The 13303-nt window shown below is 68.6% G+C and carries 14 protein-coding genes; 5 read left to right on the forward strand and 9 right to left on the reverse strand.

Annotated elements, in window-relative coordinates; all coding sequences use genetic code 11:
• Window positions 1-34: 34 nt before the first annotated feature.
• The 3 genes from EJP69_RS04045 to EJP69_RS04055 form a co-directional block, all read right to left on the reverse strand.
• Window positions 35-1069 (reverse strand): sulfonate ABC transporter substrate-binding protein, encoded by a 1035-nt coding sequence (locus tag EJP69_RS04045; RefSeq protein ID WP_126468794.1) that lies wholly within the window; start codon window positions 1067-1069, stop codon window positions 35-37.
• Between the two features lie 122 nt (window positions 1070-1191).
• Entirely contained in the window at window positions 1192-1776 is a 585-nt protein-coding gene (gene ssuE, locus EJP69_RS04050) for an NADPH-dependent FMN reductase (protein ID WP_126468795.1), read from the reverse strand.
• 96 nt (window positions 1777-1872) lie between these two features.
• On the reverse strand, window positions 1873-2904 hold the full coding sequence (locus EJP69_RS04055) for a sulfate ABC transporter substrate-binding protein (RefSeq protein ID WP_093195412.1): 1032 nt from the start codon (window positions 2902-2904) through the stop codon (window positions 1873-1875).
• A 165-nt stretch (window positions 2905-3069) separates the two neighbouring features.
• Between EJP69_RS04055 and EJP69_RS04060 the strand changes: the two genes are divergently transcribed.
• Together EJP69_RS04060 and mnmC are read left to right on the forward strand one after the other, a co-directional pair.
• Complete coding sequence (locus tag EJP69_RS04060; protein ID WP_126468796.1) at window positions 3070-3342, forward strand: oxidative damage protection protein; 273 nt, start codon at window positions 3070-3072, stop codon at window positions 3340-3342.
• A gap of 7 nt (window positions 3343-3349) precedes the next feature.
• Window positions 3350-5200, forward strand: coding sequence for a bifunctional tRNA (5-methylaminomethyl-2-thiouridine)(34)-methyltransferase MnmC2/FAD-dependent 5-carboxymethylaminomethyl-2-thiouridine(34) oxidoreductase MnmC1 (gene mnmC / locus EJP69_RS04065; RefSeq protein WP_126468797.1), 1851 nt, complete (start codon window positions 3350-3352; stop codon window positions 5198-5200).
• A gap of 17 nt (window positions 5201-5217) precedes the next feature.
• On the opposite strand, the gene EJP69_RS04070 is transcribed toward mnmC, so the two are convergent.
• Window positions 5218-6024 carry a sulfite exporter TauE/SafE family protein gene (locus EJP69_RS04070; RefSeq protein ID WP_126468798.1) on the reverse strand — a complete coding sequence of 269 codons (807 nt, stop codon included), beginning with the start codon at window positions 6022-6024 and terminating at the stop codon, window positions 5218-5220.
• A gap of 6 nt (window positions 6025-6030) precedes the next feature.
• Window positions 6031-6366, reverse strand: a complete 336-nt coding sequence (locus EJP69_RS04075) for an antibiotic biosynthesis monooxygenase family protein (RefSeq protein WP_126468799.1) — start codon at window positions 6364-6366, stop codon at window positions 6031-6033.
• 158 nt (window positions 6367-6524) lie between these two features.
• Here EJP69_RS04075 and EJP69_RS04080 point away from each other — a divergent pair, with 158 nt between their 5' ends.
• The gene (locus EJP69_RS04080; protein ID WP_240652025.1) at window positions 6525-7439 is read left to right on the forward strand and encodes a transglutaminase family protein; all 915 of its coding nucleotides are present in this window, start codon (window positions 6525-6527) and stop codon (window positions 7437-7439) included.
• 23 nt (window positions 7440-7462) lie between these two features.
• On the opposite strand, the gene EJP69_RS04085 is transcribed toward EJP69_RS04080, so the two are convergent.
• The gene (locus EJP69_RS04085; protein WP_126468800.1) at window positions 7463-8680 is read right to left on the reverse strand and encodes a glycerophosphodiester phosphodiesterase; all 1218 of its coding nucleotides are present in this window, start codon (window positions 8678-8680) and stop codon (window positions 7463-7465) included.
• A gap of 158 nt (window positions 8681-8838) precedes the next feature.
• Complete coding sequence (locus tag EJP69_RS04090) at window positions 8839-9762, reverse strand: crotonase/enoyl-CoA hydratase family protein (protein ID WP_126468801.1); 924 nt, start codon at window positions 9760-9762, stop codon at window positions 8839-8841.
• An 80-nt stretch (window positions 9763-9842) separates the two neighbouring features.
• Between EJP69_RS04090 and EJP69_RS04095 the strand changes: the two genes are divergently transcribed.
• A complete protein-coding gene (locus EJP69_RS04095; protein WP_126468802.1) occupies window positions 9843-10328 on the forward strand; it encodes a YcxB family protein in 486 nt (161 codons plus the stop codon).
• A 9-nt stretch (window positions 10329-10337) separates the two neighbouring features.
• Here the strand turns inward: EJP69_RS04095 and EJP69_RS04100 are convergent, their stop codons facing one another.
• Complete coding sequence (locus EJP69_RS04100; RefSeq protein WP_126468803.1) at window positions 10338-11825, reverse strand: sensor histidine kinase; 1488 nt, start codon at window positions 11823-11825, stop codon at window positions 10338-10340.
• Complete coding sequence (locus tag EJP69_RS04105) at window positions 11825-12550, reverse strand: response regulator transcription factor (RefSeq protein ID WP_126468804.1); 726 nt, start codon at window positions 12548-12550, stop codon at window positions 11825-11827. Before EJP69_RS04105 ends, EJP69_RS04100 begins: the two co-directional genes overlap by 1 nt.
• Window positions 12551-12649: 99 nt before the next feature.
• On the opposite strand from EJP69_RS04105, the gene EJP69_RS04110 reads away from it, so the two are divergent.
• The gene (locus tag EJP69_RS04110) at window positions 12650-13303 is read left to right on the forward strand and encodes a cytochrome b/b6 domain-containing protein (protein ID WP_126468805.1); all 654 of its coding nucleotides are present in this window, start codon (window positions 12650-12652) and stop codon (window positions 13301-13303) included.

Here is a 13303-nt window from a genome sequence, read left to right on the forward strand (position 1 = left end):
GTTGTGCGGGAACGATCCGTTGGATGCCTGTGCCTCAGGGCTGCGCCGTGACCACGGCGTCGCTGACCTTGATGGGCTTGGGAATGAGCTTCAGCGCGAAGAAGGTGTCGGCGATCTTTTGCTGGTCGGCCGCGACGGCCGGGGTGATCGGCTTCACGTTGAATTCGTAGCGGCGCAGCGCCAGCTCGACCACGTCGACCGGCAGGCCCTGCAGCGGAGCGATGAGCTCGGCTGCCTGGCGCAGGTTCTTCTTGAGCCAGATGCCCTGCTCCACCGAATCGGCGAACAGTGCGTCGATGACCTTCGGGTTGTTCTTCACGAAGCCTCGCTCGCCCAGGTAGTACTGGTAGTTGTTGACCACCTCGGGCGTGCCGTCGGCGAGCACGCGCGCGCCGGTTGCCTTCTCGGCGGCTGCCTGGAAGGGGTCCCAGATCACCCATGCATCGACGTTCCTGCTCTCGAAGGCGGCGCGGCCGTCGGCGGGCGCGAGGTAGACGGGCTGGATGTCGGAGAGCTTCAGGCCGTTCTTCTCGAGCTGCTTCACGAGCAGGTAGTGCACGTTGCTGCCCTTGTTGAGCGCGACCTTCCTGCCCTTCAGGTCGGCAACCGACTTGATGGGCGAATCCTTCGTGACCAGGATGGCCTCGGCGCGCGGCGCGGCCGGGTCGTAGCCGAAGTAGACGAACTTGGCGCCCGCGGCCTGCGCGAAGATGGGCGGCGCCTCGCCGACATAGCCGACGTCGACCGCGCCCACATTCAGGCCTTCGAGCAGCTGCGGGCCGGCAGGGAACTCGACCCACTTCACGCCGAAGCCCAGCGGCGCGAGCTTCTTCTCGAGCGTGCCCTGCGCCTTCTGCAGCACGAACAGACTGGCCGACTTCTGGTAGCCGATGCGCAGCTCGCCCTTGCCCTGGTTGCCCTGGGCGTGGGCCGAGGCCGCGGAGATGAAGCTGACGATCAGCGCGATGGCACTGACCACGATGGCGCTGATCAGCAGATCGCGCAGGCCGCGCCAGAAGGAGCGGGGCTGCACGTCGAGCACGGAGTCTTCGGTTGCGACGGGGTTCATGCGTGGATTCCTTGGTCTGCAGAAACTTCAGGCAAAGCCATCCCCTCGCCGCATACAGGCGGCTTCGAAAAGAGGATGGGGATGGGTCTGGAGGGAGCCGGGTTCGTTGAAGAACCCGCTCGTCAGACGCTACATCGCACGCGGGAAAACGGCACCGGCTCGAAGCCGTGCGTGGCAGGCAGCTTCAGGCCCTCGGTAGCCAGTACCTCGACGGCCTCGTTGAGTCGTTCAGCCAGGTCGTTGTGCACCTGGTAGGCGTTCTCGGGCGTCAGCGCGATCTGCGATTCGCTGGCGTACACGCCCGGCAGGATGTGGCGCGCCGACAGCGACTGCAGCACGGGGCGCAATGCGTAGTCGAGCGCAAGCATGTGGTGCGGGCTGCCGCCGGTGGCCAGCGGCAGCACCGTCTTGCCCTTGAGTGCGTTCTGCGAGAGCAGATCGAGAAAGACCTTGAGCAGGCCGCTGTAGGCCGCCTTGTAGACCGGCGTGGCCACCACGATCACGCGGGCCGCCGCCACCTGGGCGATGGCGCGCTCGATGGCCGGGTTGTTCCACTCCGCCAGCAGCAGCGCCTGCGCCGGCAGTTCGCGAACGGCGAGCCGCTCGATCCGCGCATGGCGCTGGGCCAGTCGCTCGCCTACCGCGTCGAGCAAGGCGGTGGAGCGGGACGGGGCCGTGGGGCTGCCGGCAATCAGGAGAACGGACACGGGAGACTTTCTGTTTTCTTCAGGAATTCAGGGTGAGCCGGGCCACGGCGCCCGCTAAACAGGCACCGTGCACTGCCGGCTCGGCAGCGGATCGGCTTACTTCTGTTTTGCCGTGTAGATCTGGTCGAAGGAGCCGCCGTCGGCGAAGTGCTCCTTGTCGGCCTTCGCCCAGCCACCGAAGGCCTGGTCGATGGTCACCAGCGTCAGCTTCGGGAACTGCTTCTCGTACTTGGCCTTGGCCTTGTCCGAGGTCGGGCGGTAGAAGTTGCGGCCTGCGATGTCCTGGCCTTCGTCCGAGTACAGGTACTTCAGGTATTCCTCGGCCACGGCGCGCGTGCCCTTCTTGTCGACGACCTTGTCGACCACCGCCACGCTGGGCTCGGCCAGGATGGAGATGGAAGGCACCACGATCTCGAACTTCTCGGGGCCGAATTCCTTCAGCGCCAGGAAGGCCTCGTTCTCCCAGGCCAGCAGCACGTCGCCCACGCCTCGCTGCACGAAGGTGATGGTCGAGCCGCGCGCGCCGGTGTCGAGCACGGGCACGTTCTTGAACAGATTGCCGATGTATTCCTTGGCCTTGGCGTCGCCACCGTACTTGCGCTTGGCGAATTCCCAGGCGGCCAGGTAGTTCCAGCGGGCGCCGCCCGAGGTCTTCGGGTTGGGCGTGATCACCTGCACGCCGGGCTTGACCAGGTCGTCCCAGTCCTTCAGGCCCTTGGGGTTGCCCTTCTTCACCAGGAACACGATGGTCGAGGTGTAGGGAGCGGAGTTGTGCGGCAGGCGCTTCTGCCAGTCGGCCTTGACGAGGCCGCCGTGCGTGACCAGCGCGTCGACGTCGCCGCCCAGCGCCAGAGTGGCCACGTCGGCATCGATGCCGTCGATGATCGAGCGGGCCTGCTTGCCCGAGCCGCCGTGCGACTGCTTGATCGTCACGTCCTGCCCGGTCTTGCCCTTCCAGTACTTGGCGAAGGCCTGGTTGTAGTCCACGTACAGCTCGCGCGTCGGGTCGTAGGAGACGTTCAGCAGCGTCACGGGACCCTGGGCCAACGCCGGCAACGCCGAAAGGGCCATGGCACCGGCCACGCCGGCACCCAGGGAAAGCTTGATAAAGTCGCGGCGAAGGCTCATGGTGTCTTGCTCTTAAAAGGCATATCGATGAAGCTGCGTATTCTCAATACGACATATAGAAACTGGAACGACCAAGTTTTCAGTTCTAAATAGCCAAATCAACTAAGCAGCCGCTTCCCGCTTTTTCTCCCGTCTCCCCACATTTCCCGTTCAAAGGCAATCGATATGGCACGCATGATTCAGTGCATCAAGCTCGGCAAGGAAGCCGAAGGGCTCGACTTCCCCCCCTATCCCGGCGAACTGGGCAAGCGGATCTGGGAAAGCGTCAGCAAGGAAGCCTGGGCCGCCTGGCTCAAGCAGCAGACCATGCTCGTCAACGAAAACCGGCTGAACCTGGCCGATCTGCGCGCCCGCCAGTACCTGGCGCGGCAGATGGAAAAACACTTCTTCGGCGAAGGCGCCGACGTGGCCCAGGGCTACGTCCCCCCGTCCAACTGAGCCCGTCTTGGCCGCCGAGCCCGTCGCCTGGCGCGCCGACGGCGTTCCGCGAAGCGAGCGCTTCGACGACATCTATCACACCGAAACCGGGGCACTGGCGCAGTCGCGCCATGTGTTCCTGGGCGGCTGCGGCCTGCCCGAAGCCTGGGCCGGACAGCCGAAATGGCGGATTCTCGAAACCGGCTTCGGCCTCGGCCTCAATTTCCTGACAACCTGGCAGGCCTGGCGCGCCGATCCGGCGCGGCCGCGCATGCTGCATTTCGTCTCGATCGAGGCCCATCCGGTCTCGGCCGACGACGTGCTGCGCGGGGCCGAGGCCTATCCCGAGCTGGTTTCCCTTGCCCGTGAACTGGCCGGGCAGTGGCATGGGCTGCTGCCCGGCTTTCACCGGCTGGCCTTCGACGAGGGCCGAGTGCTGCTCACGCTGTGCGTCGGCGACGTGCAGCCGATGCTGCGCGCCCAGCGCTTCGAGGCCGACAGCATCTTTCTGGACGGCTTCAGCCCCCGGTTGAACCCGGTCATGTGGTCTGAAGACACGCTCAAGGCCGTGTCGCGCTTCGCCCGGCAAGGCACGCGCATCGCCACCTGGACCATCGCTCGGACGATCCGCGACGCGCTAGCGCAGTACGGTTTCAGCGTGGACAAGCACCCGGGGCTGCCGCCGAAGCGCGACTGCCTGCGCGGCGTGTTCGCTCCCGCCTGGACCGTGCGCCGCCGCGAGCCGCCGCCCGAAGGCATCGAGGCGCCCGGCCACTGCGCCGTCATCGGAGCGGGCCTCGCGGGCGCGGCCGTGGCGGCCAGCCTCGCGCGGCGCGGCTGGCGGGTGAGCGTGCTCGACGCGGCTGACTGGCCTGCTTCGGGCGCCTCCGGCCTGCCGGTGGGTATGCTGGCACCGCATGCTTCGCCCGACGACGCCCTGCTCTCGCGGCTCACGCGCGCCGGCATCCGCGCTACATGGAGCGAACTGGAGCGGCTGCTCGAAGAAGGCCGCGACTGGCGTGCCAGCGGCGTGATCGAGCGCCGGCCCGACGGCGACGTGCGCGTGCCCGCCGGCTGGAGCGCTGACGGGCCGAACGAATCGTGGCCCGCCAGTGCCGACCGGCTGGTCGCGGCCGGCCTGCCCGACGACGCCCCGGCCCTCTGGCACTCGCGCGCGGCCTGGGTGCGACCGCAGCGGCTGATTGCCGCGTGGCTGCGCCAGCCCGGCATCGAGTTTCGCGGCGGTTGCCGCGTGGCGCGGCTGGAGCGCCATACAAGCGGCTGGCAGCTGTTCGACCCGGACGGCGGACTGCTGGTCGACGCAGACCGCGTGGTCGTCTGCGCGGGCTTCGAGTCCGGCCGCTTCGCCCCCGGACTGCCCTTGCAGCCCGTGCGCGGACAGGTCGCCTGGGGCCCGATGCCCGACGACGATGCCGCCGCCCTGCCCCTCACGCCGATCAACGGCGACGGCCATCTGGTCGCCCATGTACCCGGCGAGCACGGCGACGCGCCGATATGGCTGGCCGGTGCCACCTTCGACCGCGACAGCACCAGCCTCGAAGCCACCGTGGCGGATGGCGCCGCGAACCGCGAGCGCCTCGTTCGCCTGCATCCGGCTGCAGCCACGGCGCTGGCCGATGAATTCGAGCGCGGAGAGAGCCGTGCGTGGGTGGGCGTGCGCTGTGCATCCGGTGACCGGCGTCCACTGGTCGGCCCGATCGACGCGGATGCTTCGGGCCTCTGGGCCTGCACCGCGCTGGGCTCTCGCGGCCTGAGCTTCGCCGCGCTGTGCGCCGAGCTGCTGGCCGCGCAATGGCACGCCGAGCCGTTGCCGCTGCCGGCCACGCTGGCCAAGGCGCTCGGCACCCAGCGGCTCTGAAGCTCCGGGGTTCCGAATCAGCTCGCGCTCGCCGCGCGATATGCCATCAGCAGCGCCATGCAGATCACCAGCACGAAGAAGTACCTGCGCAGCGTCCGCTCGTCGAGCCTGGTCGCGAGCCTCGCCCCGGCCGCCGTGCCGATCCACAGCCCGATCACGACAAAGCCCAGCAGGAGCCAGGGCAGCCCGTTGGCCACGCTCGCATAGACGAGCACCGCCGGCAGCGCGAGCGGCAAGGCGTTCACCGCCAGGCTCACGGCCTGCGCCCTGTGCTGCGAGTAGCGAAGCGCCACCGTCAGCAGCGCCGTGATGGCGAGCCCGCCGCCGATGCCGAGCAGGCCCGACGACGCACCCGCCACCATGCCCACCACCGCGAGCGCCACGGCCGTGCCGTGCGGCTCGTCGGCCTGCGCCACTTCGGCGCCGTCCCCGGCCTTCGCGGGCGACTTCAGCACGACCAGCGTCGACAGCACCAGCAGGTAGCCGACGAACATCCAGCGCAGCGTCGCGTCGGCCACGTGGCTGGCACCCCGCGCGCCCAGCCAGGCTCCGCCCAGGAAGCCGGCCGATATCCAGGCCACGGTGCGCCACGAGGCCCCGTGCCCCGACACCCGGTAGCGCACGAAACCGGCCAGGCTGGTCGGCAGCAGCTGGGCCGCGAGCGAAACGGCCTGCGCGTCGTGCTGGCCCAGCCCGGGCATCAGCGCCAGCGCCGGCACGAGCGCCCCGCCGGGGCTGACGCCGAGCAGCCCGCCCACCGCCCCCGAGAAGACGCCGATCGCCAGCCCGCCGAGCACCTGCACGAGGCCGAGGGATTCGAGCATGGGCGGCTAAGCGGCGCCCGGCCCCGAAGGAGCAAGCATGTGGTCGATGCGGCTGTCGCCGTAGGTGCGCAGCACCTCGGAGATCACCACCCTGTAGCCGTCGAGCCAGTTCGCCTGCGCCGCCTTGGCCTGCTGGTGCACGGGGTGGCGGATCAGCGCCTGCAGGCTCTCGAGCGAGTCCCAGTAGTAGACGTTCGACACCAGCCCGTTGCCCGGGTTTTCCCACGTTTCCTCGCCCAGGTAGCCGGGCAGCGATTTCGCGGCGGCGGCGATGGTCTGGTCGAGGCGGTGGAACTCGTCATCGAACTGCCTGGCGGCGAAGATGAAGGTGGCGGAGTACATGGCGGGTCGGGATCTCCTGGTGACGCAAGGTCCGGCCGGGCATCGGGCGGGGGCCGATTCTGCGGCATGCGCACGCGCCGATCCACATTTCCTTGGCCTTTCCTTCGCCTTTCCCTTCGCCGTTCTTTTTGCCACGCGAAGGCATGAGAATGCGGCGCATGGCCATCCAGTACGACATCCGGCACACCACCGTCTACCGCTACAGCAAGCCGGTCAGCTTCGGGCTGCACCGCGTGATGTTCCGCCCGCGCGACAGCCACGACCTGCGCGTGCTCGCCACCGACCTGCAGGTGAGCCCGGAGGCCAGCACCCGGCTCATCCAGGACCCCTATTCGAACTCCGTCGCGCTGGTGCAGCCGCTGGGCGAAGCCACCGAGCTGCGCATCGTCTGCTCATTCACCATCGAGCACGTGCCGCCCTCGCAGCGCGACCTGCTCACGCTCGACCCGTCCGCCGAGTTCCTGCCCTTCGCCTACTCGGTGCAGGAGCGCCTCGACCTCGAGCACTACCTTCGCCCGCACCACGACGACGATACGGAAGGCACGCTGATCCGCTGGGCCCACCAGTTCCTGCGCACCGACCAGCCCAACAGCACGCGCGAGGTGCTCACGCGCATGAACGCGCACATCGGCCAGAGCTTCGAATACAAGGCGCGCGACGAGGAAGGCACCCAGACGCCGCTCGAAACGCTGGCGCTGGGCAGCGGCAGTTGCCGCGACTACGCGCTGCTGATGATGGAAGCCACGCGCAGGCTGGGCATCGCCACGCGCTTCGTCTCGGGCTACCTCTACGACGCCGCGCTCGACACCGCCGCCCAGGCCCAGCCCCCGGGTGCGGGCGAGGCCGTGACGGGCGCCGGCAGCACGCACGCCTGGCTGCAGGCCTACCTGCCCGGCGTGGGCTGGCTGGCCTTCGACCCCACCAACAACCTCATGGGCAGCGGCCAGCTGATCCGCGTCGGCGTCGCGCGCGACCCTTCGCTGGCGGCGCCGATCTCCGGCAGCTGGTATGGCGACGCCGAGGCCTACGAAGGACTCGAGGCCTCGGTGGTCGTGAGCCGCCGCCAGGGCTGAACGCCCTGCGGCGGCTTTCTCCCTTACTTCCCACGCGCCGCGCGGTACGCCTTGACCGCCGGCACCGCAGTCGCGGGACTGTCGGCGAAGAGGCCGTCAATGCCCGCGTCGAGGAAGGCCTTGATCTCCCCCGCCGTGTCGCCGAACGCGATCGCGTTGGTCTTCGGCTCCTTCTTGAGGCTCTCGGGCAGGAAGTTGTTCTCCGGCCGGAAGGTCCACACGTGGACCTGCAGCTTCCTGTCGTGCGCGTCCTTCACGAGCGTGGTCGGCGTGCCCAGCTTGCCGTCGACCACCGGGATCACGCTCGCCTTGTCGGCACCGATGCCCTGCGCGTAGGTCGCGATCTCGGCCAGGCCCTCGGGCTTCTTGAGGTCGGCGTAGGTCCGCTTGTCACCCAGGACCTGCAGGTCGTAGGGCGCGCCCTGCGAGTAGACGAGCTGCACGATCTTCACCGTGCTCTTCAGACGGATGTCCTTCAGGTTGCCCGTCTCGAAGGACTGCACGAACACCGGCGCGTCGGCCTTGTTCATGTCGTGCTTCTGCAGCGTGTCGAGCAGCCTCCTCTCCAGCGGCAGGCCGATGGAGCGGAAGTAGGTCGGGTGCTTGGTCTCGGGGTAGACGCCGATCACGCGGCCCTTGGCCGCCGACTGCGCCTTGGCGAGCTGGATCACCTCGTCGAGCGTGGGCACCTGGAACTGGTCGTTGTAAGACACGTTGGCCGGACGCAGCTTCGGAATGCGCTCGCGGGCCTTCAGCTCCTTGAGCTCGGCCAGCGTGAAGTCCTCGGTGAACCAGCCGGTGATCGATGTGCCGTCGATGACCTTGGTGGTCTTGCGGCTGGCGAACCTCGGCACGTCGGCCACGTTGGTGGTGGCTTCGGTCACGTTGCCCGAGGCGTCCACGATGGCGATGGCGTTCTCGTGGCGGGCGACCAGTTCGCCGTCCCTGGTGGGTACGAGGTCGGGCTCGATGAAGTCGGCGCCGTCGTCGATGGCCTGCTGGTACGCGGCCAGCGTGTGCTCGGGCCGCGATGCCGAGGCGCCGCGGTGGCCGATGACGAGCACCGGAGCGGCCTCCGCCGGAGCAGGCGCCGGCGCGGGGGCTGGTGAAGGAGCCGGTGCGGGTGATGGTGCGATGGGCAACAGCGGTGCGCCACCGCCGCCGCTGCCGCCGCCACAGGCCGCGATGAACGCGCAGGCGCAAGCCGCCAGCGTCGTCCTGGAAAAGATGAACGATTGCATTGAGATTCCTCCCTCTTGTATGTCGATGCGAATGCACCCGCCTCACGCTTCTTCGTGTTGTGGTCGGCTGGCGGTGGGCGCGCCGGATCATCGAGGGGAGGTGTGTCGGTCGCATGACATTCGACCGCACCGCGGCGCTCGGCCGCGCTCAGTAGCGCTCAGCCACGCGCGGCCAGCTTCGCCTCGAGCTCGGCGATGCGCGCGCGGGCTTCGTCGCCCTCGGGAATCGGCCGGCCGCTGTCGCGCCACTGCACCGCGCTCTTGAAGCCCTCGGCCTCGGCCTGCCGCCTGAACCACATGCCCTCGGGGTTGTGGCGCGTGATGCCGTCGAACACGGTGGCGAACATCTGGCTCTGCTCCAGCCCCATCGAATGCCAGACCTGGTTGACGACCAGCTTGTGCATCATGAGATGCGAGCTCGGCACGCCGGCGATGCGCAGCGCGAGCTTCGTCGTGGCCTCGTCGAGCTGGTCGGCCGGCACCGAGAAATTCACGAGGCCCCATTCGGCCGCCTGCGTGCCGGCAATGGTGTCGCCCGTGAACATGAGCTGCTTGGCGCGCATGGCGCCGAGGCGGTAGGTCCACATCGCGGTCGTCGGGCAGCCCCACACCCGCGTGGGCATGTAGCCGATGCGAGCGTCGTCGGCCATGGTCAGCAGGTCGCAGCACAGAGCGATGTCGCTGCCGCCGGCCACCGCATAGCCGTGCACCTTGGCAATGGTCGGCTTGCGGCTGCGCCACAGGGCCATGAAGTCGTCGGTGTTGCGCTTCATGGCGGCGTAGTCGAGCATCGGGTCCCAGGGGGTCTTCTCCTGGCGGCAGGGGTGGTCGCCCTGCCCTTCATGTCCGCGGCCCTCGGCATAGTCCCCGAGGTCATAGCCGGCGCAGAACGCGCGGCCCGCGCCTTCGACAACGATCACGTGCACCTCGTCGTCGGCCTCGGCCCATTCCACAGCGCGACGTATCTCGGTGGGCGTGGTCTCGCCGATGGCGTTGAGTTTCTCGGGCCTGTTGAGCACGAGGCGCGCGATGCGCGGGTGTTGCGGGTCCTTTTCGATCAGCACGGTTTCGAAGGCGGGCATGGTCTTTTGTCTCCTGGGGTTGGGTCGCGTTGCTCTTGTAGCATCCACGCTCACCTGCAGGCAAACCTCCGGCTCCTTCCATGATCGCGACATTCAGAATCTCCGAAGACGACTACGCCGACGCGATGAGGCTGTTCGCCCGGCCGACGCCGCTGCGCTGGGCGTTGCTGGCGGCGATCGGCCTGCTGCTCCTGCTCGGCGCCCTGATCGGCGGCCCCGGGCTCTGGCCCGCCGCGGTGGGAGGAATGGTCGGCATGGCCATCGTGCTGCTGGCCACGCGCCTGCTCACGCCCGCCATGGCGCGCCGGCACTACCGCAAGTACAAGGCGATGCAGGCGGAGTTCCAGGCGGAACTGCTGGAGACCGGCCTGCGCCTCGCGTCGCCGCACGGCGATGGCACGGTGGTTTGGGAGAACGTGCTCAAGTGGCGCCAGAACGACCGCTTCGTGCTGATCTACCCGATGCCGCGGCTCTATCACATCGTGCCGAAGTCGATCGCATCGCAAGGCTTCGACCTGCAGGGCCTGACGCAACGGCTGGAGCGGTACGTGGGGCCGCCGTTCTGACGCGCGCCTTCAGGCCCCCGCCGCACCGCCCAGCTGGAAGCGGAACACCGCCCCCCTGTCCGCCTGCTGCACCAGCCTGATGTCGCTGTCGTGCAGCTGCAGGATGCGCTTCACGATCACCAGCCCCAGCCCGCCGCTGCTCGCGCTGTCGGTGCGCGAGCCGCTCATGAACACCGGGCGCATGAACAGCGCCTTCTGCAGCTCGCCGGGAATGCCGGGCCCGGTGTCGCTCACCTGCACCGCCACGCCGCCGTTCTCGGCTCGCAGCTGCACCACGATCTCGCCGCCCTCGGGCGTGTGGCGGATGGCGTTGTCGAGCAGGTTGGCCAGCACGCGCTCGATCATGCCGAGGTCGGCCGACACCACGGGCAGGCCCGATGCGATGTCGGGCCTGAGGCGCTGGCGCCTTGCCTCGGCCGCCAGCTCGAACTTCTGGAACACGTCCTGCACGAGATCGGCCAGCGCGAAATTCTCCTTCTCGGGCTTGACCACGCCGTACTCGAGCCGGGCCAGCTCGAACACTTCCTGCGCGAGGCGCCCGACCTTTCGGCTCTGGCCCAGGGCGATCTCGAGGTAGCGCTGTCGCTCCTCGTCGCTGAGCGTGCCGGCCTTGAGCAGCAGCGTTTCCAGGTAGCCGTGCAGCGACGTGAGCGGCGTGCGCAGGTCGTGCGAGATGTTGGCGAAGAGCTCGCGGCGCTGCTGGTCCTGCAGGGTGAGCTCGCGCCATTGCTCGGCGATGCGGCGCGTCATCTGCGCGAAGGCCTGGCCGAGCTGGGCGATCTCGTCGCTGCCGCGCGAAAGCCGCTCCAGCGTGGGCGCCTCGCCCTCGAGCGAGTCGATGCCCTCGGTCTCGAAGCGCTTCACCGCCGCTGTCAGCTCGCGCAGCGGCCGGGTGATGAGGCGGAATGCCGCAAGGCCCGCCAGCAGCCCGAGCAAAGCCACCAGCCCCATCGACCACAGCGTGGTGCGCAGCACGTTGTCGGTTGCCACGTTGGCGACCAGCGCGTCGTGGTCCTCGCCCTGCAGCACCACGTAGACATAGCCCGCCTCGCGCCCGTCCATGCGCAGCGGCGCGGCGCTGAACACCTTGGACGCCGTGAGGCTGCGCGGATCGTCGCCCGCGATGGGCAGCGGCGCGCCCGAGAGCAGCTTGCGCACCGGCTCCAGCCCGACCCGGTCGCGCTTCAGGTGCCCGGGCGGCGCGGCCTGCGCCTTGATGCTGCCGTCCATCCCCAGCAGGTAGACCTCCACGCTCGGGTTGACGGCCATCAGCTTGTCGAAAAGATCCTTCACAGCTTCCTGATTGAGCCCGCCGGGCTTCATGAGCTCGGAGTTCTCCGCGATGTGCGCCGCGAGCCCGAGCGACAGCCGCTGGATGACCTCCTGCTCGTGGATGCCGCTGGAACGCATCTGCAGCCACACCGATGCGCCGCTGCACACCAGCAGCAGCACCGCGAACACGGCGGAAAGCCGCCGCGACAGCGTGGCCCAGGCCATCACGCCGAGTCCTCCCCGCTGCCGCCGGCCGACAGCTTGTAGCCGCGCCCCCACACCGTGAGGATGCGCCTGGGCTCCGCCGGATCGGCCTCCACCTTGGTGCGCAGCCGGTTGATGTGCGTGTTGACGGTGTGCTCGTAGCCGTCGTGCTGGTAGCCCCAGACCTGGTTGAGCAGGTCGAGCCGCGAGAACACCTTGCCGGGGTTTCGCGCGAAGAAATACAGCAGGTCGAACTCGCGCGGCGTGAGCTCCACCGGCTTGCCGTCGACCCGCACCTCGCGCGCCAGCGGCTCGATGCCGAGGTTGCCCAGCGTGAGGCTGCCCGACTCCATGCGCGCGTTGCGCGCCAGCGCGTCGGTGCGCCGCAGCAGCGCCTTCACGCGCGCCACCAGCTCCAGCACCGAGAAGGGCTTGGCCAGGTAGTCGTCGGCCCCGAGCTCCAGCCCGAGGATGCGGTGCACCTCGCTGGAACGCGCGCTGATGATGATGATCGGCGTGTAGCGCGTCATGGCGCGGGCGCGGCGGCAGATTTCGAGGCCGTCGATGCCGGGCAGCATCAGGTCGAGCACCAGCGCGTCCCAGTTGCCGCGCTCCAGCTCGCGAAGGCCCGCGTGGCCGTCGGCGGCATGCTCGATGGCATAGCCCTCGTCGCGCAGGTGCATGCGCAGAAGTTCGGCAATGTGGGCGTCGTCCTCGACGATCAGCACGCGCTTGGCAGTGTCCATGGTGGCGACATTGTCCCGCGATACGGCCGGCCGAGTTATCACGATTAATTGAACTTTGCGTGATGAATCGGCCATGGGGTGCGCCCAAAAATCCGCTCCATGAACAGCCGCACAGCCATCGCCCCACTCGCCCCGGATGCCCCGCAGGCCGATGCCCGCCGCCCGATCCATCCGCTGTGGATGCGCATCACGCATTGGCTCAACGCGCTGGCGGTGGTGATCCTGGTGACCAGCGGCTGGCGCATCTACGACGCCGCGCCCTTCTTTCCCTTCACCATCCCGACCGTGGTCACGCTCGGCGGGTGGCTCGGCGGCGCGCTGCAGTGGCACTTCGCGGCGATGTGGCTGCTGGTGTTCAACGGCCTCGTGTACCTCGCGCTGAACATCGCCAGCGGCCGGCTCTTCACGAAGTTCTTTCCGCTCACGCCGCGCGGCGTGCTGCAGGACGCGCTGGCCGCCCTCAAGGGCAAGTTCTCGCACGCCGACCCGCGCCACTACAACAGCGTGCAGAAGCTGGCCTACCTGTTCGTGATGCTCGACCTGATCGTGATCGTGCTGTCGGGCCTGGTGCTGTGGAAGTCGGTGCAGTTCCCGGTGCTGCGCGAACTGATGGGCGGCTACGAGTCGGCCCGCCGCGTGCACTTCTTCGGCATGGCCGCCATCGTCGCCTTCGTCGTCGTGCACCTCGTGATGGTGGCCCTCGTGCCCCGCACGCTCCTCACCATGATCCGCGGCGGCACGCCCAAAGCCTGA

It is taken from the genome of Variovorax gossypii (genome assembly GCF_003965815.1).
Taxonomy (GTDB): Bacteria; Pseudomonadota; Gammaproteobacteria; order Burkholderiales; family Burkholderiaceae_C; genus Variovorax; species Variovorax gossypii.